This is a genomic window from Pseudomonas sp. NUPR-001 (assembly GCF_052147955.1).
Taxonomy (GTDB): Bacteria; Pseudomonadota; Gammaproteobacteria; order Pseudomonadales; family Pseudomonadaceae; genus Aquipseudomonas.
Genome location: NZ_CP197353.1, coordinates 445,869 through 468,970 on the forward strand (window position 1 = coordinate 445,869; position 23,102 = coordinate 468,970).

At 59.3% G+C, this 23,102-nt stretch carries 19 protein-coding genes and 1 tRNA gene; 4 read left to right on the forward strand and 16 right to left on the reverse strand.

The window, feature by feature from the left end; genetic code table 11:
• Positions 1-15: 15 nt before the first annotated feature.
• From ACP6KB_RS01985 to ACP6KB_RS01995, 3 genes are all read right to left on the reverse strand, one after another.
• Complete coding sequence (locus ACP6KB_RS01985; protein ID WP_442111749.1) at positions 16-819, reverse strand: carbon-nitrogen hydrolase family protein; 804 nt, start codon at positions 817-819, stop codon at positions 16-18.
• 13 nt (positions 820-832) lie between these two features.
• Positions 833-2,515 carry a flavin monoamine oxidase family protein gene (locus ACP6KB_RS01990; RefSeq protein ID WP_442111751.1) on the reverse strand — a complete coding sequence of 561 codons (1,683 nt, stop codon included), beginning with the start codon at positions 2,513-2,515 and terminating at the stop codon, positions 833-835.
• Between the two features lie 228 nt (positions 2,516-2,743).
• Entirely contained in the window at positions 2,744-3,196 is a 453-nt protein-coding gene (locus tag ACP6KB_RS01995; protein WP_442111753.1) for an Lrp/AsnC family transcriptional regulator, read from the reverse strand.
• 227 nt (positions 3,197-3,423) lie between these two features.
• On the opposite strand from ACP6KB_RS01995, the gene ACP6KB_RS02000 reads away from it, so the two are divergent.
• On the forward strand, positions 3,424-4,077 hold the full coding sequence (locus ACP6KB_RS02000) for a hypothetical protein (protein ID WP_442111755.1): 654 nt from the start codon (positions 3,424-3,426) through the stop codon (positions 4,075-4,077).
• Positions 4,078-4,181: 104 nt separating this feature from the next.
• On the opposite strand, the gene ACP6KB_RS02005 is transcribed toward ACP6KB_RS02000, so the two are convergent.
• The 5 genes from ACP6KB_RS02005 to rpsU all read right to left on the reverse strand — a co-directional run bounded on the left by ACP6KB_RS02005 (position 4,182) and on the right by rpsU (position 12,178).
• Positions 4,182-4,258 (reverse strand) — tRNA-Ile (locus tag ACP6KB_RS02005).
• 13 nt (positions 4,259-4,271) lie between these two features.
• A complete protein-coding gene (locus ACP6KB_RS02010) occupies positions 4,272-7,643 on the reverse strand; it encodes a bifunctional diguanylate cyclase/phosphodiesterase (protein WP_442111757.1) in 3,372 nt (1,123 codons plus the stop codon).
• A gap of 126 nt (positions 7,644-7,769) precedes the next feature.
• The gene (gene rpoD / locus ACP6KB_RS02015; protein WP_442111759.1) at positions 7,770-9,620 is read right to left on the reverse strand and encodes an RNA polymerase sigma factor RpoD; all 1,851 of its coding nucleotides are present in this window, start codon (positions 9,618-9,620) and stop codon (positions 7,770-7,772) included.
• Between the two features lie 67 nt (positions 9,621-9,687).
• A complete protein-coding gene (gene dnaG / locus ACP6KB_RS02020; protein ID WP_442111761.1) occupies positions 9,688-11,658 on the reverse strand; it encodes a DNA primase in 1,971 nt (656 codons plus the stop codon).
• A gap of 304 nt (positions 11,659-11,962) precedes the next feature.
• Positions 11,963-12,178, reverse strand: a complete 216-nt coding sequence (gene rpsU, locus ACP6KB_RS02025) for a 30S ribosomal protein S21 (protein WP_002551877.1) — start codon at positions 12,176-12,178, stop codon at positions 11,963-11,965.
• 202 nt (positions 12,179-12,380) lie between these two features.
• Between rpsU and tsaD the strand changes: the two genes are divergently transcribed.
• On the forward strand, positions 12,381-13,406 hold the full coding sequence (gene tsaD, locus ACP6KB_RS02030; protein WP_442111763.1) for a tRNA (adenosine(37)-N6)-threonylcarbamoyltransferase complex transferase subunit TsaD: 1,026 nt from the start codon (positions 12,381-12,383) through the stop codon (positions 13,404-13,406).
• A gap of 23 nt (positions 13,407-13,429) precedes the next feature.
• Here the strand turns inward: tsaD and plsY are convergent, their stop codons facing one another.
• Positions 13,430-13,999 carry a glycerol-3-phosphate 1-O-acyltransferase PlsY gene (gene plsY / locus ACP6KB_RS02035; protein ID WP_442111765.1) on the reverse strand — a complete coding sequence of 190 codons (570 nt, stop codon included), beginning with the start codon at positions 13,997-13,999 and terminating at the stop codon, positions 13,430-13,432.
• A 74-nt stretch (positions 14,000-14,073) separates the two neighbouring features.
• On the opposite strand from plsY, the gene folB reads away from it, so the two are divergent.
• Both folB and folK read left to right on the forward strand, forming a co-directional pair.
• A complete protein-coding gene (gene folB / locus ACP6KB_RS02040; RefSeq protein WP_442111767.1) occupies positions 14,074-14,427 on the forward strand; it encodes a dihydroneopterin aldolase in 354 nt (117 codons plus the stop codon).
• Positions 14,418-14,927, forward strand: coding sequence for a 2-amino-4-hydroxy-6-hydroxymethyldihydropteridine diphosphokinase (gene folK, locus ACP6KB_RS02045; protein ID WP_442111769.1), 510 nt, complete (start codon positions 14,418-14,420; stop codon positions 14,925-14,927). Before folB ends, folK begins: the two co-directional genes overlap by 10 nt.
• Positions 14,928-14,988: 61 nt before the next feature.
• Here the strand turns inward: folK and ACP6KB_RS02050 are convergent, their stop codons facing one another.
• From ACP6KB_RS02050 to apaG, 7 genes are all read right to left on the reverse strand, one after another.
• Positions 14,989-16,218, reverse strand: coding sequence for a multifunctional CCA addition/repair protein (locus tag ACP6KB_RS02050; RefSeq protein WP_442111771.1), 1,230 nt, complete (start codon positions 16,216-16,218; stop codon positions 14,989-14,991).
• Positions 16,219-16,274: 56 nt separating this feature from the next.
• On the reverse strand, positions 16,275-17,837 hold the full coding sequence (locus ACP6KB_RS02055) for a SpoVR family protein (protein WP_133214226.1): 1,563 nt from the start codon (positions 17,835-17,837) through the stop codon (positions 16,275-16,277).
• Positions 17,834-19,105, reverse strand: coding sequence for a YeaH/YhbH family protein (locus tag ACP6KB_RS02060; RefSeq protein WP_442111773.1), 1,272 nt, complete (start codon positions 19,103-19,105; stop codon positions 17,834-17,836). Before ACP6KB_RS02060 ends, ACP6KB_RS02055 begins: the two co-directional genes overlap by 4 nt.
• Positions 19,106-19,235: 130 nt before the next feature.
• Entirely contained in the window at positions 19,236-21,158 is a 1,923-nt protein-coding gene (locus tag ACP6KB_RS02065) for a PrkA family serine protein kinase (protein ID WP_442111775.1), read from the reverse strand.
• A gap of 282 nt (positions 21,159-21,440) precedes the next feature.
• Positions 21,441-21,770: a thiosulfate sulfurtransferase GlpE gene (gene glpE, locus ACP6KB_RS02070; RefSeq protein ID WP_157190935.1), complete on the reverse strand. Its 330-nt coding sequence runs from the start codon at positions 21,768-21,770 to the stop codon at positions 21,441-21,443.
• 14 nt (positions 21,771-21,784) lie between these two features.
• Complete coding sequence (locus ACP6KB_RS02075) at positions 21,785-22,660, reverse strand: symmetrical bis(5'-nucleosyl)-tetraphosphatase (protein ID WP_442111777.1); 876 nt, start codon at positions 22,658-22,660, stop codon at positions 21,785-21,787.
• Positions 22,660-23,040, reverse strand: coding sequence for a Co2+/Mg2+ efflux protein ApaG (gene apaG, locus ACP6KB_RS02080; RefSeq protein ID WP_442111779.1), 381 nt, complete (start codon positions 23,038-23,040; stop codon positions 22,660-22,662). The genes ACP6KB_RS02075 and apaG overlap by 1 nt, the downstream gene beginning before the upstream one ends.
• Positions 23,041-23,102: the final 62 nt, after the last annotated feature.

Genomic DNA, 23,102 nt, shown 5'->3' on the forward strand with positions numbered 1-23,102 from the left:
CGTCATGCTAGCGGATTATCCGCGCTCCCGTGGATCGCCATACAGCTCGGGGCGCAGGTCGTGCAGATAAGGCGTGTTGGCGCGCCCTTCGTGAACCCGCTGCAGTTCCAGATCCGCTTGCAACAAGGCGCTGTCACGACCGGCCATGGCCAGGAGGCTGCCGTCTGGCCCGACGATACTGCTTTGCCCGCAATAGTGAATCTCGTCTTCGCTGCCGCAATAGTTGGCGTAGGCCAGATAGCACTGGTTTTCATAGGCACGGGCGCGCACGGTTACCTGGCAAACGAAGTCGTAGGGCACCATGTTGGCGGTCGGCACCAGAATCAGTTCGGCACCGGCCAGCGCCAGGCGCCGGGCATTTTCCGGAAACTCGATGTCGTAGCAGATCAACAAGCCCAAACGCCAACCGTTCAACTCCACCACTGGAAAGTGATCAGGCCCGGGGCTGAACATCGCCCGGTCGAGACCGCCGAACAGGTGGGTTTTGCGGTAGTTGCACAGGCTGCTGCCGTGGGCGTCGATCAGTTGCACGGCATTGTAGATGCGCCCGTCCTCGGCCAGTTCTGGGTAGCCGTAGGCAATGGCGATACGGTTGCTCTGGGCGATCTCTACCACGGCCATGGCCGACGGCCCGTCTTCGGCCTCGGCCAGGCGCGCCACGGCTTCGCTGCCGATGTTGTAGCCGGTCAGAAACATCTCCGGGCACACCAGCAACTCGACGCCACGTGCTGCCGCCAGCTGCGCCTGTTGGTGCAGGCGCTCAAGGTTGCCGGGTACATCCAGAGGTTGTGGAGCACCTTGATACAGCGCGATGCGCATGGCGTTTCTCCCGTCAGTCGGCCAGTGCGATCGGTCCGATTTCATTGAACACATCGCCAGGGCCTGGGTTGTCCGGATGGGTATGTCCTCCGAAGTGAGTCATGATACCCCACACCGCATTGAGCGAGGTTTGTACCGCGCCCTCGACCCACGCCGGGGTCCAGGACACGTCGTCACCGGCGATGAAAATACCGCGCTGTTCGGCAGGCATGTCCTGCTGCATGAAATGCGCGTACATGCGCTGGTTGTAACGGTAATGGCCGGGCAGGGCACCTTTGAAGGCCCCGAGGAAATGCGGATCGGCTTCCCACGACACGGTGATTGGATCGCCGATGATGTGGCCGGCGATGTCCACTTTCGGGTAGATCTTCTTCAACGCATCGAGCGCCAGCTTCACGCGTTTTTCCACTGGGTGCGGGAGCATCTTCAGGGCATCGCTCATCCATGAGTAGGACAGGCAGATGACCCCCGGTTTATCGTCGCCGTTATCGAACAGGTAGGTGCCGCGGGTCAGGCGGTCGGTCAGCGTCATGCTCATCAGGTCGCGGCCAGTTTCCGGGTCTTTGTCTTTCCAGAAGGGGCGATCGACCATGACGAAGGTCTTCGATGACTGCATGTAGCGGGTGCGGTCCAGGGCCATCCACATCTTCTGCGAGAACAGCGATTCTTCGCATTCGATCTGGGTGGTCAGCAGCCAGCTCTGGCACGTGGTGAGCACTGCCGCGTAATGGCGTGTGTCACCCCAGTTGTCAGTGACGGCCAGGCTGCCATCAGCGTTGCGGGCGATGCTTTTCACCCCCGGGCGCGGCGCGCCACGGTGCAGCGAGCTGAGGCTGGTGCCTGCCGGCCAGTGCGCGCAACGTTCAGGCACGTGGCGCCAGATGCCCAGGGGTACCTGCTCGACGCCGCCTACTACCAAGTGCTGATGGTCGTCGCAGTTGGTCATGACCACGCGGAAGATTTCCAGCATCGAGTTGGGGAAGTCTGAATCCCAGCCACCAGTGCCGAAGCCGACCTGACCGAACACTTCGCGGTGCAGGAAGCTGAGCTTGGCAAACGCCTTGGAGGTGGCGACAAAGTCGTAAAAGGTGCGGTCGTCCCAGAGCGGCACCAAGGTGTTCCACAGCGCTTTCAGGCGGGGTACGTCGCGATCACGAATCGCCTGCTGGATATCGCCAAAGCGGGCGCCGTCTTCCAGAGCGTCGGCCCAGGCATCGGCAACCTCCTGGAACAGCTTGGGCAGGTCGGAGAGCTTTTCGGCGTAATGGGTCTGGCCTTCCAGATCGATTACCGTACTGCCGGATGCCGGAGTCAGCGGGTTGGGGAACGGTTTGGTCTGCAGGCCGAGTTTGTCGACGTAGTGATAGAACGCCGTGGACGACACCGGAAAACGCATACCGCCGAGTTCGGCGATGATGCCATCGGTGCCCTCGAAGGTTTGCGAACGCAGGCGACCGCCCATTTTCGAGGCTTCGTACACCACTGGCTTAAGGCCCAGCTTCATCAGCTCGTAGGCCGCCACCAGCCCTGCGATGCCGGCACCGACAATCGCGACCTCTTCGCCGTGACGCTCAGCGGGAATACTGCCCAGGCCTGCGGGATGTTCGATCCAGTCGTCAAAGGCGAAGGGAAAATCCGGGCCGAAGATGGTGACAGGTTTCTTGCCGTCGGCGGGGTGGCGATTGTTCTTGTTCATAGATGACCTTGCCAGGGCTGCGCAGGATGCGGAGCTTGAGTATAGGAGCTGCTGGCGGTCAGTTTAGAGGGTGGTGGTTACGTAATTAAGAAGCAATGTGTCGTCGATATGCGCTGTTTTCAGTCGTTATGACTTACCAATAGATCATATCGACGAAATCGGTAGGAGCGGGCTTGCCCCGCGATTGCGGTTCACCAGACATATTGCAATCGCGGGGCAAGCCCGCTCCTACCCGCGGTCTACTTTGCTGCTGAGGATGATCGAAGTGGTGGTCTTCTCCACGCCATCGACACTGCCAATCTGGTCGAGCAGTTGATCCAGTTGCTCCGGCGAGTCGCTGCGTAACCAAGCCACATAATCGAACTCACCACTTACCGCACAAAGTTGCTGCACCTGTCCCATGGCGCTGAGGCGACGCACCACTTCCTTGCCTGAACGTGGTTGTACCTTGATCCCGACATACGCCTGCAAACCACCATCGACTAAACGCTGACCCAGGCGCACACCGTAGCCACTGATGACTTTGGTTTTTTCCAGGCGAGCCAGGCGCGAAGTTACCGTGGTGCGGGCAATACCCAGTTGCCGGGCGAGGGTGGCAACGCTTTCGCGGGCATTGATTTGCAGCAGCGAGATCAGCTGGCGATCGATATCGTCAAGGGTGACGGGGCGGCTGTCGGACATGGAAACTCTCTGGCGAAGGCCACATAGCATGATGATGGAATGAGGGTAATAGCCTATCGACTCCACCCGCCGTTGAGCAAGGTAACAGGCTGCGCTATTTGAGCTTCGGATGGAGCTGAAACAGCCCGCATTAAACAATTTTTTTTGCCTGTTTGAACAATCAGCTAAGATCCGCGGCCGCGCGTTAGCGGTATCTCAGGATTAGTTGGTGGTTCAAGGATTGTGTGGTGAGTAAGATCAAGTTTGATGTAGATGCTGTGTACTGTATTTCGCTTAAAGAACGCACCGACAGGCGTGAGTTGTTCAGACAGACCTTAGGGAATTTGCTCGAAAACCAAGTGATATTCCACGTTGTCGAGCGAAACGAAGACCCGGTCAAAGGTTGCTACGAGTCGCATCAGGCCTTGGCAAAAGTCGCTCTGGCTCAAGGCCTGGAGCGAGTTCTGATTTTTGAAGATGACGTCAAACCCTACGAATTGAAGGCAACGCCGATTCGCTGGATCAATCGCTTTATCCGTACGCGTCGTTTTGAGGCCTTGCATTTGGGTTACAGCATGGGGAGAACCTGGTTGACCTGGTTTCCATTCATTGCTCGTGGCCGGGTTGTGGCGCTGCATGCCTATATTCTGTCGCGCGATGGTTGCCAGATATTGGCCGACTCCTCATACAACGGAACACCTGTAGACGTTGTATTTAAAAAGCGCATAAAACAACACTGCGTGTTCCCGATGCTGTTTCGCCAACATGCTGCGTCAGCGACCGGCAGTGATATCGAAAGCGTGGTCAGGAATGAAGACGAGTGGTGGGAGCACAATTGGAATCGGCACCGTCGATCTCCCCTCAAGAACTTCTGGAGAACGATGTTTCGGCTGAATTTCTAAGAATTGCCTACCCGTTGAATCGGTCTGTGGCCTAATCAGGGCGTGGTTCAACGGATGGTTTTCTACAGGCACGAAAAAGCCGCGCAATGCGCGGCTTTTTTGTTTGGTGGGCCCACACGGACTCGAACCGTGGACCAAAGGATTATGAGTCCTCTGCTCTAACCGACTGAGCTATAGGCCCCAGTGGTCGCGGATTATAACGAGGGTTTCCTTGCGGTGCTATCCGAAAAGTCTGAAACAGTTGTATTCAAAAATGAATCAGCAAAGGCTTCGGCGGGCAGCGGCAGGCTGACGATGTAGCCTTGAATCTGTTCACAGCCTTCGGCAGCGAGGAATTGCTGTTGCGGCTGGTTCTCGACGCCTTCGGCAATGATGGTCAGTTGCATGCTGCGCCCCAGGGCAATGATCGCGCGGGCAATGGCGGCATCGTGGGGGGCGTCCGGAAGGCCGCGAATGAACGACTGGTCGATCTTGAGGATGTCCAAAGGCAACCGCTTGAGGTAGCTCAGGGATGAGTAGCCGGTACCAAAGTCGTCGATAGCCAGTTGCACGCCCAGGTGCTTGAGCTGATGGAGCACGGCCAGGGATTCTTCGGCCTGGCTCATGATGAAGTTCTCGGTGATTTCCAGCTGCAGGTCACCGGCGTTGAGTTGGTGCGTCTTGAGCAGGTACTCAATGCGTTTGATCAAGCCGGGCTGACGCAATTGGGCGCCAGCGAGGTTGACCGATAGCGGGCCGAAGGCCTGGTAGTGTTTTTTCCACGCCTGCATTTGCCGGCAGGCATGTTCAAGCACCCAGTCGCCCAGCTGCAATATCATGCCGTTCTCTTCGGCCAGGGCGATGAAGTGTTCCGGAGGTACCTCACCGAACATCGGGTGGGTCCAGCGTATCAGGGCTTCGGCGCCTACCAGCGTCTGGGTTTTCAGGCTGAGTTTGGGTTGGAAATTCAGGCTCAGTTCATCGCGCTCGATGGCCCGGCGCAATTCGTGCTCCAAGGCAATCCGCTCGCTGGCTTGAGCGGTGAGGTCACGGGTGTAGGACTCAACGCGGTTACGCCCCTTGGCTTTGGAGCGATACATGGCCGCGTCGGCATTTCGGATCAGCGAGGCAACATCGCTGCCGTCTTGCGGGTACAGGCTTGTGCCAATACTGGCGCTGGTGAAAAACTCATGCTCCCCGGCCTGGAACGGGGCGGCGAAGCACGCCAGTAGTTTGTTGGCAATCAGGCTGGCGTCACTGGGTTGGTGCAGGCCAGGCAATAGAATGATGAACTCATCACCGCCCAGGCGCGCGACGGTGTCGATATCGCGCACCTGTTCCTTCAAGCGCTGGGCAATGCCTTTGAGCAACAGGTCGCCGACCGGATGGCCAAGGCTGTCGTTGATGTGTTTGAAGCGATCAAGGTCCAGAAACAGCACCGCTCCCTGGCGCTTGGAGCTTTGCGCGCAGGTGAGGGCGGCTTGCAGGCGGCTCTCGAACAGGGTGCGGTTGGGCAGGCCGGTGAGTGGGTCGTGGTGTGCCTGATAGTCGAGTTTCGCCTGCGCATGTTTGAGGCTGGAGATATCGGCAAACACAGCCACGAAGTGGGTGATCAAACGCTCGCTGTTGCGTACGGCGCTGATGGTCAGCCAGCTGGGGTACAGCTCGCCGTTTTTGCGTCGGTTATAAATTTCGCCTTGCCAGTGCCCTTCGGCATTCAGTTGGTGCCACATGGCGACATAAAAGGCGCTGTCGTGCTGGCCGGAGGCAAGTAGGCGCGGCGTTTGTCCGAGGGCTTCGAATTCGCTGTAGCCGGTGATCTCGCTGAAGGCGCGGTTGACGGCACTGATGCGCTGTTCGGTGTCGGTGATCAACACGCCTTCGGCGGTGTTCTCGAACACGGTGGCCGCCAGTTGCAGCTTTTCCTGCATCAGATGGCGCTCGGTAATGTCACGGGCGATGGTCAACATGCAGTCCACTCCGGCAATCGGCAAGGGCCGGGCAGACAGCTCACAGAGGCGTATCTGGCCGTCGCTGCGGCGGATATGGCAACTAAAGTCGCGCACGAAGCCGTCGCGTTGCAGCATATCCAGCAAGCGTCGGCGTTCGTTGAGGTTCACCCAGATGCCCAGATCCAGGGTGGTGTGATCCAGTGACATGTGGCTGTCAAAGCCGGTCAGGCGGCAAAAGCCTTCGTTGACTTCAATCAGCAAGCCATCACTCTGACGTGAGAGCAGCAGGCCGTCGGGCGAGGCGTGGAACGCTTTGGCAAATTTCTGTTCCGAGAGGCGCAGGGCCTCTTCGGCGTTCTTGGTTTCGCTGATGTCGATCATCAGGCCACGCATTACCGGCTTATGGCCGTGCTCGATCAGGCTGACGATGTCTCGCACCCACAGGCTGCGGCCGTCGGCGCGGATCACCCGATAATCGAGGCTGTGGTCGCGCCCGGCAGCGGTTTCGCTGTCGCAGAAGGCCTGGGCCCACTGTGCGTCGTCAGGATGGATGATGCTGCGCCAGAAGCCTGGGCGCAGCCATTCGCTCTGTGGATAACCGAGCAAGTCTTCAGCATGCGGTGAAACGTAGCTGTAGGTGAAGTCATTGGCATCAGCTTCCCAAGCGATCGCCGACAGGCTTTCGACCAGGCCACGGTAATGGTATTCGCTGCTGCGCAGTTCCTGCTCAAGGGCGATGCGGCGGGAAATCTCTGAGCTCAGGCGCCTGTTGATGCGCACCATTGCCGCCAGTATGGCGACCAGAATCAGGATGCCGGGCAGTCCATAGAGCAGCAGGTCGTACCACAGGGTGCGGTGATCCAGGACCTTGCCGACCCAGCGCTCCTGGATATTGCTGATGTCACCGGCGCTCATGTCGGCCATGACCTTGTCGATAATGCCGACCAGGATTTTCTGCTCGCGTGGCACGGCCATCGCCAGTTGATAGCGATAAGGGGTTTCGCCGCTGACATACAGCCCTTCAAGCTTGAGCTGGCGCAGGCTCCAGATGCTGGAGGCGAGGTCGCCGACCACCGCGTCGACTTCATCGGTGGCCAGCGCCTGCAGAGCTGAGCTGACGTTGGGCAGTGGCACCAGGTTGAGGTCGGGGTGGTGAGTACGCAGCAGTTCATGCGGCGCGTAGTTTTCGACAACGGCAATCTTCAGCCCGTAGAGCTCTTTGAGTGCCCGCGGCTGCGCCCCGCCTTCATGGGCGAGGATGACAATCGGGAAGTCCAGATAGGGGCGGGTGAAGGCCAGAAAACCCTGGCGCTCGGGGGTCGACATGATGCCTGGGAGCAGGTCCAGCTTGTTCTGTTGCGCCTGTTCAAGCACAGCGGTCCAGCTGGTCGGCTCCACGGGTTTGAACACCACGCCCAGTCGTTCTTGAATTACAGCAATGTAGTCGGCAGCCAATCCCTGGTAGCGGCCGTCCTGGTCACGGTATTCGAAGGGTGGCCAGGACGCATCGACGCCCAGGCGCAGCTGCGGATGCGCGCTGAGCCAGGCTTGTTCTTCTTTGGTCAGGGTCAAGGCGCCGGCCGTTGCGCTCCAAAATAGCTGGACGAGCAACAGGAGGGCCGGCAATTTGGGCATAGCGGCCTCGTTACACAGGTGGACTGCTTCGAGTGTAGACGGGCATTTCTGCGGTGGGGTAGTGGCGAAAGGCTTAAAGTTTGCCGCGCACAAAAGAAAAACCCCGGCCTGGGCCGGGGTTTGTCATCACTCGTCGAGGAAGGAGCGCAGATGCTCGCTTCGCGTCGGGTGGCGCAGCTTGCGCAGCGCTTTGGCTTCAATCTGACGGATCCGCTCACGGGTCACGTCGAACTGCTTGCCGACCTCTTCGAGGGTGTGATCGGTGTTCATATCGATACCGAAACGCATGCGCAGCACTTTGGCTTCGCGTGCGGTCAGACCGGAGAGCACATCACGGGTCGCTTCCTTGAGGCTTTCGACCGTGGCCACGTCGATTGGCGATTGCATGGTCGAGTCTTCGATGAAGTCGCCCAGATGCGAATCTTCGTCGTCACCGATCGGGGTTTCCATGGAGATCGGCTCTTTGGCGATCTTCAATACCTTGCGGATTTTGTCCTCAGGCATTTCCATGCGTTCGCCCAGCTCTTCCGGCGTCGGTTCACGACCCATTTCCTGCAGCATCTGCCGGGAAATACGGTTGAGCTTGTTGATCGTCTCGATCATGTGCACCGGAATACGGATGGTGCGTGCCTGGTCAGCGATCGAACGGGTGATCGCCTGGCGAATCCACCAGGTGGCGTAGGTCGAGAACTTGTAACCGCGACGGTATTCGAACTTGTCCACCGCCTTCATCAGGCCGATGTTGCCTTCCTGGATCAGGTCGAGGAACTGCAGGCCACGGTTGGTGTACTTCTTGGCGATCGAGATCACCAGACGCAGGTTGGCCTCAACCATTTCTTTCTTGGCACGACGAGCCTTGGCTTCACCGATCGACATGCGACGGTTGATGTCCTTGATCTCGGCGATGGTCAGGCCGGTTTCGCTTTCGAGGTCGATCAGCTTCTGCTGGCAGGCCACGATGGCGTCGCTTTTCTCACCCAGGGCCGCAGCCCACTTGGTGCTGCGCTTGGCCAGGTCGCTGGCCCAGGTCTGGTCGATTTCGTTGCTTGGGAACAAGCGCAGGAAATCGGCACGCGGCATGCGGGCGTCACGGACGCACAGTTGCATGATGGCGCGTTCTTGCTGACGCAGACGGTCCAGGGCGCTACGAACGCGCTCTACCAGTACTTCGAACTGCTTGGGTACCAGCTTGATCGGCATGAACAGCTCGGCCAGCTCAAGCATCGCCTGCAGGCTGTCCTTGTGCTGACGGCCGTTCTTCTTCAGGACTTTGAGGGTAGCGTTCAGTTGCTCCTGAACGGCACCGAAGCGCTGGCGAGCAACTTCAGGATCAGGACCGCTTTCGGTCTCTTCCTCTTCGTCACTGCCTTCTTTCTCTTCGTCTTCGTCGTCGTCAGCTTCTTCCTTGGCCGGCGCTTTCGGATCGACCGGCGGCGGTACTTCGGCCGGAGGGGCGATGCCGTCATCCGGGTCGATGTAGCCACTGAGAACGTCGGACAGGCGGCCGCCTTCGGCAGTTACCCGGTCGTATTCGCTGAGAATGTATTCGACAGTACCCGGGAAGTGAGCGATGGCGCCCATGACTTCGCGGATACCTTCTTCGATACGCTTGGCGATTTCGATCTCGCCTTCGCGGGTCAGCAGCTCGACGGTACCCATTTCACGCATGTACATGCGCACTGGGTCAGTCGTGCGACCGATATCGGTTTCCACAGCCGCCAACGCAGCGGCAGCTTCTTCAGCGGCGGCTTCGTCGGTGTCGGCTTCGGCCAACAAAAGGGCATCCGCATCCGGAGCACTCTCGAATACGTTGATCCCCATGTCGTTGATCATGCGGATGATGTCTTCCACCTGCTCCGGATCTGAAATATCCTCTGGCAGGTGGTCGTTGACCTCCGCGTAAGTCAGGTAGCCCTGCTCACGACCGCGGGTGATCAACTCTTTGATGCGAGACTGCTGTTGCGCTTTTCCGGACATAACACCCTATCCACTGAAGGTCTTGGCGGGCAAAAAACAAGCCGAGGATTATACCCGAGCTAGGACCTCACGCGCCAGTTGAGGTCGGGGTTTGTGCGGGAACATTCCTGCTGAGCAGGTCGCGCAGCTGATTTTTTTCCTCTGCGCTCAACTCGCTTTGACGTGCTTTTCTGAGCAAATGTTCCAGGCTTCGCTCGCGTTGGCGAGCTGACAAGCTAGTTATAGTGTCGAAAAACTGTTGTTCAAGGTTGTCGGCATCGATCAACCATTCCTTTTCTGCCAATGCCCGCAGCAAGCGGCCTTGCTCGGTGCCGTGCCAGCGCGCAATCAGCTGTAGTGAGCGTAGCTCAGGATTCTTTTGCAAGGCTTCGAGCAGCGCCACCAGCAGCTGGGCGTAGACGTGTTCTTCGGCCGCAAAGTGGCCGGCGTCTTCAACCTTTTTGGCCAACTGCGGGTGGTGCAGCAAGGTGCGCAGGGCGCTCAAGGTCGGGGGTTCCACCGAGGTCGGTACACGCGGTGGTGCGTCCTGGCGCTGACCGTTGCGCTCCCATGGCTTGCCCTTTTTGTCCCACGGCTTGCCGTCCCATTTCTTCTTGCCGCCCTTGTTCGGCGTCCACTGCTGTTGCGGTGGCGTGTACTCGGGCTGGTGAAAATCGCCGTAGTCAGGGGTGTAGTCGGGAAGGGCGTCGTAGTCGATGCCTGGGTCGTAAGCGGGCGGCGCCTCGGGGGCGGTGCTGTGGCTGAGTTGCTCCACTTGCTGATTGTCGAGCCCGGTGATTTCTTTGAGGCGATTGCGCATCAGAGCGCGAAGGTTGGCGCCCGGAACTTTTTCGATCAACGGTGCTGCCAGGGTGGCCATGTGCGCTTTGCCTTCCAGCGAGCGCGGGTCGGCTTCCTCGGTCAACTGCTGGAAAAAGTAGTCGGCCAGGGGCTGGGCATGCTGATTGATGCGGGCACGGAAGGCATCGGTGCCTTCGGCACGGATCAGGGTATCCGGGTCTTCACCCTCGGGGAGAAACAGGAAGCGGGCTTTGCGGCCATCCTGCAGGCTCGACAGGGTGGCTTCCAGGGCGCGCCAGGCGGCGTTGCGGCCTGCCTGGTCGCCGTCGAAGCAGAACAAGACGCTGGGAACCACTCGGAACAGGCGCTTGAGGTGTTCTTCGCTGGTGGCTGTGCCCAGCGTTGCCACGGCATTGCGCAGGCCTTGCTGGGCCAGGGCAATGACGTCCATATAGCCTTCAACCACGATGATTTCATCGAGGTTGCGGTTGAACTTGCGTGCCTCGTACAGCCCGTAGAGCTCCTGCCCCTTATGGAATACCGGCGTCTCCGGCGAGTTCAGGTACTTGGGCTTGTCGTCGCCAAGCACTCGGCCACCGAAAGCAATGACCCGGCCGCGGCTGTCACGGATCGGAAACATCACCCGGTCGCGGAAGCGATCGTAGCGTTTGCCTGATTCGGCATTTTCGATCAGCAGGCCGGCATCGATCATGGCCTTCTGTTGCAGGGTGTCACTGCTCAAATGCTTGAACAGGTTGTCCCAGCCGGGTGGGGCATAGCCCAGGCCGAAATCGCGGGCGATTTCTCCGGACAGGCCGCGGCCTTTGAGGTACTCCACGGCCGAGCGACGGGTGGGGTGGCCTTTGAGCGCCTGGCGATAAAACTCGGCGGCCGCTTCCAGCAAGGGATAGAGCGGGGAGTCGGTAGGCTGTCGGGGCTTTTGCCCGCGCCCGCCTTCTTCGCGCGGAACCTCCATGCCAGCAGCTTTGGCCAGTTCCTCGACCGCCTGGGGGAAGTCCAGGTTGTCGTGGTCCATGATGAAGCCAAGGGCATTGCCGCCGGCGCCGCAGCCGAAGCAGTAGTAGAACTGCTTGTCGGGGCTGACGCTGAAAGACGGCGTTTTTTCCTTGTGGAACGGGCAGCAGGCGGTGAGGTTTTTGCCGGCCTTTTTCAGTTGCACGCGCGAACTCACCACATCGACGATGTCGGTACGGTTGAGGAGGTCGTCAATGAAACTTTGGGGGATCAACCCGGCCATGGCACTCTCGTCATCAGGCGATAAACAAGTGTAATCGCTAACGCTGCGGGAACGGCTGCGCGTTCGAGCGGTATCGAATGGCGTAACACAAAATTCGGAAAGAAGTGCTCGTCTGTAGCCGGTGAGGGCTCGTCAGTAATGACGTGCACAGCTGGCGTTGCGGCCAGTTCTGACGATTCAGGCAGGTTGTCCGCATTGCCAGGCAATGGGACGCCTCGGGCACAAAGGCCTGAGGATAAAACAACTGCTGCCGGCAGCCCGGCTTTGGGCCGGGCGAGGCAGAAGCTTGCGACGAGCGTCTGTATTAGTACAGACGAACGGCGCGGCGCTGTTCGCGCTGAACTTTCTTGGCGTGACGTTTAACAGCGGCTGCTGCTTTGCGCTTACGCTCAGAAGTCGGCTTCTCGTAAAATTCGCGGCTACGAACTTCAGCCAGAACACCGGCTTTTTCGCAGGAGCGCTTGAAACGACGCAGAGCTACGTCGAAGGGTTCGTTCTCTTTAACTTTGACGGCTGGCATCCAGAGCTACCTTCATTCATTACCGGGGGTCAACGAACTCGTGGCAAAAATGTGCACTGGAGAACGTCGGTTTTTAAGGGTTGCGGATGTTAACCCTTAGCCAGCCGGAATGCAAAGCCTCTGATCGAAAACCGCTGGTCGGCATCGGGAGTGAGGACTATCATGCGCGCCTTCGAATTCAGCCTCAACAAGGCGCAGACCCATGCTAGTACTGGGATTGGAAACATCCTGCGACGAAACCGGCGTCGCATTATACGACAGTGAACGTGGTCTTTTGGCTGACGCACTGTTCAGTCAGATCGACCTGCATCGCGCCTATGGCGGTGTGGTGCCGGAGCTGGCCTCGCGTGATCACGTCAAGCGCATGCTGCCGCTGATCAAGCAAGTGCTGGCCGAGGCCGACTGCGTAGCTACCGAAATCGACGCCATTGCCTACACCGCCGGCCCTGGGCTGGTCGGTGCCCTGCTGGTAGGGGCTTCCTGTGCGCAGGCACTGGCGTTTGCCTGGGGCATTCCGGCGCTGGGCGTTCACCACATGGAAGGCCATCTGCTTGCGCCGATGCTGGAGGAGCAGCCGCCTGAGTTCCCGTTCGTCGCCTTGCTGGTATCCGGTGGCCACACCCAGTTGGTGCGCGTGGACGGCATCGGCCGCTACGAACTGTTGGGCGAAACACTCGACGATGCAGCCGGCGAAGCGTTCGACAAGACTGCCAAGTTGATGGGATTGAATTACCCCGGTGGCCCGGAAATCGCTCGCCTGGCGACTCAGGGGGTGCCTGGGCGTTTCGTATTCCCGCGGCCGATGACCGACCGTCCTGGCCTTGAGTTCAGCTTCAGCGGCCTGAAAACCTTTGCCTTGAATACCTGGCAGCAGTGCCAGCGTACTGGCGACGACGGTGAGCAAACCCGTTGCGACGTGGCGCTGGCGTTCCAGCAGGCGGTGGTGGAGACTCTGACCATCAAGTGCAAGCGTGCCTTGAAGCAAACCGGTCTCAAGCGCCTGGTGATCGCCGGTGGCGTGAGTGCCAACAAGGCGCTTCGCACTTCATTGGAGGAGATGCTCGCGGGCATCAAGGGCAATGTGTATTACGCCCGGCCGCAGTTCTGCACTGACAACGGTGCCATGATTGCCTACGCAGGTTGCCAGCGACTGGCGGCGGGGCAGCAGGAAAGCCTGGCGATCAGCGTGCAGGCGCGCTGGCCGATGGAGCAATTGGCGCCGTTGTAATGAGCGGTGCTCATGCACAAGATTCAGAAATGCCGTTCGCGGCCGGCAAACAGGTCGCGTAGATTGCTGCGATGGCGCCAGACGATCAGCAGCGTCAGCACGCTGATCGGCAACAGCGCTTCCGGCTCGCGCCAGGCCAGCAATGGCAGGGTAAGGGGCGTGGCGATCAGTGCTGCCAACGAGCTGGTGCGAGTGAGGTAAAAGGTCAGCCCCCAGGCGCCGATAGCCAGCAATGCTGCCGGTGGGTACAGGCCCAGCAGCAGGCCGGCGGCGGTGGCGACACCTTTGCCGCCGCGGAAGCAGAAGTACACGGGGAACAGGTGGCCGATAACCGCGCACACGCCAATCCAGGCCTGTTGCTGCAGGTCGAGGCCGGCAAGATTGGCGATCAGCACCGGCAGCAAGCCCTTGCACAGGTCGCCAAGCAGGGTCAGGACCGCCAGTTTGCGGCCGGCCAGGCGCAGCATATTGGTTGCACCGGCATTGCCTGAACCGCTCGAACGCGGGTCCGGGCTGCCATTGAGGCGGCTTAGGAGAATGGCAAAGGACAGCGAGCCGAGCAGGTAGGCGAGCAGCGCCAGCAACCAAAACATGCTAACTATTCCGGGCGAGGACGCCCTGATTCTAACGGCGCCAGTCGCCCTTGTCGTGCAGTGGAGAGAAGTGCTTGGACAGAGTGTTCATCGAAGGCCTGGAAGTCGATACCGTAATCGGTGCCTATGACTGGGAGCGGGGTATTCGTCAGTGCCTGCGTCTGGACCTGCGATTTGCCTGGGATAACCGTCCGGCTGCAGCGGGCGACGACCTGACCCTGGCGCTCGACTACGCCAGTGTCACGGCGCGCATTCAGGCATTCGCCGAGAAATCCGAGTTCCAATTGGTTGAGACCTTTGCCGAGCGTCTGGCCGCCGTGTTGATGAATGAGTTCCAGATCCCCTGGCTGCAGCTCAAGCTGACCAAGCCTGGCGCGGTATCGGCCGCCACCGGAGTGGGTGTGGAGATCGAGCGCGGATGTCTCTGAACCGGGTTTATCTTGGTCTTGGCAGCAATGTCGAGCGTGAGCGGCATTTGACTGCAGGGCTGGATGCGCTGGCTGAAATACTGACCGATATGTGCTGTTCGGCGGTGTTCGAAAGCCAGGCGGTGGGTATCAAGAGTGGGCCCTTTTTCAATCTGGTGGTAACCGGGCTGACCAGCCTGCCGTTGATGGAGCTCGACCGTCGGCTCAAGTTCATCGAAGCCGATAACGGCCGTTATGCGCCTGAGCGCAAAGGCTTGCCGCTGGATATCGATGTGCTGATGTACAACGACCTGCATGGCAGCTTCGATGGTTTGGTGCTGCCGCGGGCAGAGATTCTGAAAAATGCCTTTGTGCTGTGGCCGTTGTCATTGATCGCGCCGCAGCTGGTGCATCCGGGCGTGGGCAAGAGCATTGCTCAGCTGTGGGCTGAGGCGCAGATTGAGCAGGTGCTGGCGCCGGTGCCGTTCGAGTGGCGTGGGCAGCAGTTGACCAGTCTTTGATTGATCGCGGGGCAAGCCCGCTCCTACAGGCCCGTAGGAGCGGGCTTGCCCCGCGATGCCTTCAACCGCTAACGCTGCCCTTGTAGGCTTTCAACGCCTTCAGGCGCTCACCCTTGAGCGCATCACCCAGTGCTTGCCCGGTCAGGCCTTTCTGTACCAGCGGTTGCACTTGCACCGCCCGCGCCGCCGCAGCTGCACCGCGCAGGTATTCCGCCTGCGGATAGTCGCGTTGCTCCAGGCCTTTGCGCCCCCGGGCGTCCATTTCGCAGGCGGCAATGAACTCCTCGAAGCGCTGTGGCCGACGGTAAACATCAAAGCTCTGCAGCAGCTCCAGCAAGGTCGAAGCCTTGAGCTCCAGGGCGCGGTGGCAATGGGTGTGGTACTCGCCGACCAACATCGCCAGCTCCTGGCAGTCGCGTGGCACCTTGAAGCGCTGATTGACCGCTTTGATCAGCTTGAGCCCACGATGTTCGTGAGCGATGTGCCGAGGCCATTCCTCCTGCGGGGTCAGCCCTTTGCCCAGGTCGTGCAGCAGGCATGCCCAGCGTACGCTCAGGGGCTGCTGGTGCTGTGCGGCTTGTTCCAGCACTGCCAGGGTGTGGATGCCGCTGTCGATTTCGGGGTGGTGCGCAGGTGGTTGTGGTACGCCAAACAGCGCGTCGAGCTCCGGGATCAGCTCACTCAGGGCGCCGCAATCGCGCAGTACCTGGATAAAAACCTGCGGTTGATCTTCCATCAGTGCCCGGGAAATTTCTTTCCAGCTGCGCTCGGCGGTCAGCGCTTGAAGCTCACCGGACTCGCTGAGCTGGCGCATCAGTTCAAGCGTCTCGGGGGCCACTGTGAAGCCCATTGCGGCGTAGCGCGCAGCAAAACGGGCGACGCGCAGAACCCTTAAAGGATCTTCGGCGAACGCCGGGGAAACGTGGCGCAAGATGCGCTCATCGAGGTCTTTCTTGCCGTTGTAGGGGTCGCAGACATTACCCTGTTCATCCTCGGCCATGGCGTTAATGGTCAGGTCGCGGCGGATCAGGTCTTCTTCAAGGGTGACCTCAGGGCTGGCATGGAAGGTGAAACCGCCGTAACCGCGTCCGCTCTTGCGCTCAGTGCGCGCCAGCGCGTACTCCTCGCCGCTTTTGGGGTGGATGAAAACCGGAAAGTCGGCGCCCACCGGCCGATAGCCAAGTGTCTGCATTTGCTCTGCGGTAGCGCCGACCACCACCCAGTCGATGTCACTGACCGGTTGGCCGAGCAGGCGGTCGCGCACGGCACCGCCGACTTTGTAGATCTGCATGTAAATCCTCCGTTGATGCCACAGGATACCCTGTCTGGCAGCAACGGAGGGGCAGGTCAGAGGTGTACGACGGCCAGGTCCAGGCGCCCGTACTCGGCTTCGCTGTGTTCGCCTTTGGGCGGCACATGGTGGGTTTTCATGATCTGGTCACCCTGCAGGGTTTCCAGGTGGATATCGAAGCCCCAGAGACGGTGCAGGTGCTTGAGGACCTCCTCGGTAGAATCACCCAGTGGTTTGCGGTCGTGTTGCTGGTGGCGCAGGGTCAGTGAGCGGTCGCCGCGACGGTCGATGCTCCAGATCTGTACGTTGGGTTCACGGTTGCCCAGGTTGTATTGGGCGGCAAGGGTTTCGCGAATGATCCGGTAGCCGCTTTCGTCATGGATGGCCGGCACCAGCAGGTCATCACGTTGGTCGTCATCGAGGATGCTGAACAGCTTCAGATCCCTGATCACCGTGGGCGACAGGTACTGCAGGATAAAACTCTCGTCCTTGAAACTGCTCATGGCGAACTTGATGGTCGAGAGCCAGTCGCTGCCGGCGATGTCGGGGAACCAGCGGCGGTCTTCTTCGGTGGGGTTTTCGCACATGCGCCGGATGTCGCGGTACATGGCAAAGCCCAGGGCATAAGGATTGATGCCGCTGTAGTAGGGGCTGTCGAATCCGGGCTGGAACACCACGCTGGTGTGCGACTGCAGGAACTCCATCATGAAACCTTCAGTCACCAGGCCTTCGTCATACAGGTCGTTCATCAGGGTGTAGTGCCAGAAGGTGGCCCAGCCTTCGTTCATCACCTGGGTCTGGCGCTGAGGGTAGAAGTACTGGGCGATCTTGCGCACGATGCGCACGATCTCGCGCTGCCAGGGCTCAAGCAGCGGCGCATGCTTCTCGATGAAGTAGAGAATGTTTTCCTGGGGCTCGGCCGGGAAGCGCGCGTTGTCACGTTCGCTGTTCTTGTCGGCGCCTTTGGGGATGGTTCGCCAAAGGTCATTGATTTGCTTCTGCAGGTGCTCTTCGCGCTCTTTCTGCCGGCGTCGTTCTTCCTCGGCGGAGATCGGGTAAGGGCGTTTGTAGCGGTCGACACCGTAGTTCATCAGGGCATGGCAAGAGTCGAGCAAATCCTCCACCGCATCAATGCCGTGGCGCTCCTCGCACTGGGTGATGTACTGCTTGGCAAACACCAGGTAGTCGATGATCGAACTGGCGTCTGTCCAGGTGCGGAACAGGTAGTTGCCCTTGAAGAAGCTGTTGTGGCCGTAGCAAGCGTGAGCGACGACCAGTGCCTGCATGCAGATGGTGTTTTCTTCCATCAGGTAGGCAATGCACGGGTCGGAGTTGATCACGATCTCGTAGGCCAGGCCCATCTGGCCGCGGCTGTAGGACTTTTCGGTGCTGAGGAAGTGTTTGCCGTAAGACCAATGGTGGTAACCCAGGGGCATGCCGACCGAGGCATAGGCGTCCATCATCTGCTCGGCGGTAATCACTTCGATCTGGTTAGGGTAGGTGTCCAGGGCATAGCGCTCGGCCAGGCGGCTGATTTCCCGGTCATAGGCCTGGATCAGTTCGAATGTCCATTCGGACCCGGTGGAAATGGGTTGGCGCTTCTGCTCTCTAGCGGTCATGTCACTAACCTGCGCTGGAAGAGTTCACGGAAGACCGGATAGATATCGCCGGCCGATACCAGCTGCTGCTGGGCGAACGTGTCGGCAAAGGCTTCGCCGATCCGTTCGTACTCGTACCACAATGCCTGATGTTCGCGGGGGGTGATCTCAACGTAAGTGTAGTACTGGACGAACGGCATGATCTGCTTGGTGAGGATCTCGCGGCAGATCGGCGAATCGTCGTTCCAGTTGTCACCGTCTGAGGCCTGAGCGGCGTAGATGTTCCATTCATTGGCCGGGTAGCGCTCGGCCATCACTTCCTGCATCAGCTTCAGGGCGCTGGAAACAATGGTGCCGCCGGTTTCCCGGGAGTAGAAAAACTCCTCTTCATCGACTTCGCGCGCGCTGGTGTGGTGGCGGATGAACACCACCTCGATTTTTTCGTAGTTACGCTTGAGGAACAGGTACAAGAGGATGAAAAAGCGCTTGGCGATGTCCTTGGTAGCCTGGGTCATGGAGCCGGAGACGTCCATCAGGCAAAACATCACCGCTTTCGAGCTGGGGTTGGGTTGCTTGATCAGCAAGTTGTACTTGAGGTCGAAGGTATCAAGGAACGGTACACGGTTGATGCGTGCGCTCAATCGCTCGATTTCTGCTTCGATTTCCTGAATATCACCGAAGTTGTCTGGCTCTTCGCGCTTCAGACGCGCCAGTTCCTCTTGTGCCAGGCGCAGCTTGGCGCGGCTGCTGCCGGACAGGGCAATACGCCTTGCATGGGCCGAGCGCAGGGTGCGGATGATATTGATGCGTGACGGATTGCCTTCGTTGCTGATACCGGCGCGTACGGTCTTGAAGGTGTCTGTGCCGGCCAGATGACGCTTGATCAAGTTGGGCAGTTCGAGATCTTCGAACATGAACTCGAGAAATTCTTCCTGAGTAATCTGGAAGACGAACTCGTCCATGCCTTCGCCGGAATTGCCGGCCTTGCCGCGACCGCCACCTCCGCCGCCGCCTTGTGGCCGGGCAATGTGCTCCCCGGCGGTAAATTCCTTGTTGCCTGGGTGTACCACGGTTTGTTTGCCGCCGCGGCCATGGTGAAGCACCGGTTCGTCGATATCGCGTCCGGGGATGCTGATCTGCTCGCCATGCTCCATATCGGTAATAGAACGGCGGCTCACGGCCTCTTCGACGGCTTTCTTGATGTGGTCACGGTAACGCCGCAAAAAGCGCTGGCGGTTGACCGTGCTCTTGTTCTTGCCGTTCAGGCGTCGGTCGATCACATAGCTCATAGGCCCCTCCGGGTTTAGGCGGTAGCTGCGCAAGCTGCAAGCTGCAAACTCCAAGTTGCAAGTTCGGGCACGCCGGTGATGCGTGCGCCGGACTTGCAGCTAAATGCTTGCTGCTTGCAGCTCCTGCCGCTTATTGCGATTTCCTGACCCGCAGGTACCATTCCGAGAGCAACCGGACTTGCTTGTCTGTGTAGCCGCGTTCCACCATCCGGGTGACGAAGTCGTTGTGTTTCTGTTGGTCCTCTTTGCTGGCTTTGGCGTTGAAGCTGATGACCGGCAGCAGGTCTTCGGTGTTGGAGAACATTTTCTTCTCGATCACCACCCGCAGTTTTTCGTAGCTCAGCCAGGTCGGGTTCTTGCCATTGTTGTTGGCCCGGGCACGCAGCACGAAATTGACGATCTCGTTGCGGAAATCCTTCGGATTGCTGATGCCTGCCGGTTTCTCGATCTTCTCCAGTTCTTCGTTGAGGGCGATACGGTTGAGGATTTCGCCGGTTTCCGGGTCGCGGTATTCCTGATCCTGAATCCAGAAGTCGGCGTACAGTACGTAGCGGTCGAAGATGTTCTGGCCGTATTCGCTGTAGGACTCCAGGTAGGCGGTCTGGATTTCCTTGCCGATGAACTCGATGTAACGCGGCGCCAGGTACTCTTTCAGGTAACGCAGGTAACGCTCGCGGACTTCGGCCGGGAATTGTTCCTGTTCAATCTGTTGCTCCAGCACGTAGAGCAAGTGCACCGGGTTGGCAGCAATCTCGTGCGGGTCGAAGTTGAAGACTTTCGAGAGGATCTTGAAGGCAAAGCGAGTCGACAGGCCGTTCATGCCCTCGTCAACACCGGCCGCGTCGCGGTATTCCTGTATCGACTTGGCTTTGGGGTCGGTGTCTTTGAGGTTTTCCCCGTCGTACACGCGCATTTTCGAGTAGATGTTCGAGTTTTCCGGCTCTTTCAGGCGAGACAGCACGGTGAACTGCGCGAGCATCTTCAGGGTGTCGGGCGCGCAGTGGGCCTTGGCCAGCGAGCTGTTGAACAGCAACTTGTCGTAGATCTTGATCTCGTCGCTGACGCGCAGGCAGTACGGCACTTTGACGATGTAGATCCGGTCAATGAAGGCTTCGTTGTTCTTGTTGTTGCGGAAGCTGTGCCATTCCGATTCGTTGGAGTGGGCCAGCAGAATCCCGGAGTACGGGATGGCGCCCAGGCCTTCGGTACTGTTGTAGTTACCTTCCTGGGTTGCAGTCAGCAATGGGTGCAGCACCTTGATCGGCGCCTTGAACATCTCGACGAATTCCATCAGGCCCTGGTTGGCCCGGCACAGTGCGCCCGAATAGCTGTAGGCGTCGGCGTCGTTCTGTGGGTATTCCTCGAGTTTGCGGATATCGACTTTACCGACCAGGGCAGAGATATCCTGGTTGTTCTCGTCACCCGGCTCGGTCTTGGCCACGGCAATCTGGTTGAGGATCGACGGGTACAGCTTGACCACTTTGAACTGGCTGATGTCGCCCCCGAACTCAGCCAGTCGTTTGGTAGCCCATGGCGACATGATGGTGTTCAGGTAGCGCCGCGGGATGCCGAAGTCCTCTTCGAGGATCGCGCCGTCTTCAGTGGCGTTGAACAACCCCAGAGGCGACTCGAATACCGGTGAACCCTTGATGGCGTAGAAGGGCACCTTTTCCATCAGTTGTTTCAGTTTCTCGGCCAGGGACGACTTACCGCCACCCACAGGGCCGAGCAGGTAGAGGATCTGTTTCTTCTCTTCCAGCCCCTGGGCTGCATGACGGAAGTAAGACACGATCTGGTCGATGCACTCTTCCATGCCATGGAAGTCTTCAAAGGCTGGGTAGCGGCGGATCACCTTGTTGGAGAAGATTCGCGACAGCCTGGAGTTGTTCGAGGTATCGACCAGTTCCGGCTCACCGATAGCCATCAACAGGCGTTCAGCTGCCGATGCATAAGCGCTGCGATCCTTTTTGCAGAGCTCAAGGTATTCCTGCAGCGAAAGTTCTTCCTGACGGGTGGACTCGAAACGTTGTTGGAAGTGGCTAAAAATACTCATGACGTCACCTCGCTCGATACGTGGAGCCGACGCCGGATCAGTCAGCTGATGCTGGCATGCAATCGGCACTACCGATTGCTGTATACCCCCCAGAACACCTGTAAAGTCGCTACCGATGACCCGCACGCCGGTGTACCGGCTCTCCCCTTTTTGGATGGCCTGGACTTAAGAATAGTTGGTTCTCGGCGAGGTCAAGGGCGCGTGGATGAATTGTTGCCTGTGACCGTTCGTCAGGTCAGGCGCCAGCCCGCACAGGGCGCGGGCTGCAGGAGATGAAAAAAATTATTCGGCAGTGCCTTGAGCGGTTTCTGCCGGGTAGGTGCCACGCCACAGCTCGAAGCCACCGTCGAGGCTGTAAACGTCAGAAAAGCCTTGGCTGACCAGATAAGCAGCAGCGCTTTGGCTGGAATTACCGTGATAGCAAACCACCACGGTGGGGGCGTCCAGGTCGGCGCCGCGGATGAAGTCTGCCACCGAGTGGTTGTCCAGGTGCCGGGAGCCGGTAATGTGGCCAAGGGCATAGGTTTGCGGGTCGCGAATATCGACCACGACCGCACCTTGCTCACGCAACGCCTGGGCTTGCTCGGGAGGGATGCGTTTGAATTCGCTCATGGGTACGGTTTCCTTCAGGACTGGTGGTTCATTCTAGCGGGTTGCTCAGCTGTCGGCTGCACCCGGGGGGTACCTTCGTCGGTGCATTCGCAGCGATGAAAGGCACCGCTATCGACGTTGTACAAGGTCATGGCGCCACCCCAGACGCAGCCGGTGTCCAGTGCAATCACGCCGGGTTCCTTGCAGCGGCCTTCGAGTGCTGCCCAGTGGCCGAAGATGATCTTCACATGCCGCGAGCGACGACCTTTATGGGCGAACCAGGGCTTGTAGCCGGGCGGGGCGGTATCGGCGCCTTCCTTGCCTTTGAGGTCGAGCTTGCCCTCGCTGGTGCAAAAGCGCATGCGCGTGAAGTAATTGGTGATCACCCGCAGGCGGGTGACGCCGCTGAGGTCTTTGCTCCACTTGTTGGGCTCGTTGCCATACATGCCGTCGAGGTAAGGCTTGAGGCGGTTGTCGTCGCGCAATACCTCTTCAACTTCACTCGCCAGCTCCAGCGCCTTGCCCAGTGTCCACTGCGGCGGAATACCGGCGTGGACTAGCACCACACCGCGTTGCTCGTCGTAGTGCAGCAGCTTTTGGCGACGCAGCCAGTCGAGCAGTTCGCCCGCGTCGGGAGCGTCGAGGATCTCGCGCAGGGTATCGCTTTTTTTCAGGCGCTCGATGTTATGCCAGGCCGCGAGCAGGTGCAGGTCGTGGTTGCCGAGCACACACACCAGCGAGTCGCGAATGGAGTACAGGAAGCGCAAGGTTTCCAGTGATTCCGGGCCACGGTTAACCAGGTCGCCAACCAACCACAGGCGATCGACCGCAGGGTTGAAGTTGACGCGCTCAAGCAGGCACTTCAACGGTTGCAGGCAGCCTTGCAGGTCGCCAACGGCGTATACCGCCATCAGTGCAGGGCTCCGGGAACGGCAAGGCGGAATGGGGCAATGATGGCGTCGAAACGCTTACCGTCTTCGGCATGCATCTGGTAGGTGCCCTGCATGGTGCCGACCTGGGTGCTGATCACGGCGCCGCTGCTGTAGGTATGGCTCTTGCCCGGTTCGATCAGCGGTTGCTGGCCGATCACGCCGGCGCCCTTTACTTCTTCGACCTGGCCATCGCCGTTGGTAATCAGCCAATGGCGCGACAGCAGCTTGGCCGGTAGCGAGCCATTGTTCTGCACGGTGATGGTGTAGGCGAAGGCGAAACGTTCGTTTTCGGGGTCGGATTGTTCTTTGAGGAAGCGGGTCACGACACTGACGTCGATCTGGTAACGGGGATCTGACATGCAAGGGGCCTTGGAAACAGACGCGGATACGGCAATTGTGTCCAGTCTAGGCCATTGGCGGG

Coding starts and splice junctions, on each gene's coding strand:
- ACP6KB_RS02010 (WP_442111757.1), bottom strand. CDS start 7,643: ATGCCCAAATTGCCGGCCCTCCTGTTGCTCGTCCAGCTATTTTGGAGC.
- ACP6KB_RS01995 (WP_442111753.1), bottom strand. CDS start 3,196: ATGTCCGACAGCCGCCCCGTCACCCTTGACGATATCGATCGCCAGCTG.
- glpE (WP_157190935.1), bottom strand. CDS start 21,770: ATGAGCGAATTCAAACGCATCCCTCCCGAGCAAGCCCAGGCGTTGCGT.
- ACP6KB_RS02050 (WP_442111771.1), bottom strand. CDS start 16,218: ATGCAGATCTACAAAGTCGGCGGTGCCGTGCGCGACCGCCTGCTCGGC.
- apaG (WP_442111779.1), bottom strand. CDS start 23,040: ATGTCAGATCCCCGTTACCAGATCGACGTCAGTGTCGTGACCCGCTTC.
- tsaD (WP_442111763.1), top strand. CDS start 12,381: ATGCTAGTACTGGGATTGGAAACATCCTGCGACGAAACCGGCGTCGCA.
- plsY (WP_442111765.1), bottom strand. CDS start 13,999: ATGTTTTGGTTGCTGGCGCTGCTCGCCTACCTGCTCGGCTCGCTGTCC.
- rpsU (WP_002551877.1), bottom strand. CDS start 12,178: ATGCCAGCCGTCAAAGTTAAAGAGAACGAACCCTTCGACGTAGCTCTG.
- ACP6KB_RS02075 (WP_442111777.1), bottom strand. CDS start 22,660: ATGGCGGTATACGCCGTTGGCGACCTGCAAGGCTGCCTGCAACCGTTG.
- ACP6KB_RS02055 (WP_133214226.1), bottom strand. CDS start 17,837: ATGACCGCTAGAGAGCAGAAGCGCCAACCCATTTCCACCGGGTCCGAA.
- ACP6KB_RS02065 (WP_442111775.1), bottom strand. CDS start 21,158: ATGAGTATTTTTAGCCACTTCCAACAACGTTTCGAGTCCACCCGTCAG.
- ACP6KB_RS01990 (WP_442111751.1), bottom strand. CDS start 2,515: ATGAACAAGAACAATCGCCACCCCGCCGACGGCAAGAAACCTGTCACC.
- folK (WP_442111769.1), top strand. CDS start 14,418: ATGTCTCTGAACCGGGTTTATCTTGGTCTTGGCAGCAATGTCGAGCGT.
- ACP6KB_RS02060 (WP_442111773.1), bottom strand. CDS start 19,105: ATGAGCTATGTGATCGACCGACGCCTGAACGGCAAGAACAAGAGCACG.
- dnaG (WP_442111761.1), bottom strand. CDS start 11,658: ATGGCCGGGTTGATCCCCCAAAGTTTCATTGACGACCTCCTCAACCGT.
- ACP6KB_RS01985 (WP_442111749.1), bottom strand. CDS start 819: ATGCGCATCGCGCTGTATCAAGGTGCTCCACAACCTCTGGATGTACCC.
- rpoD (WP_442111759.1), bottom strand. CDS start 9,620: ATGTCCGGAAAAGCGCAACAGCAGTCTCGCATCAAAGAGTTGATCACC.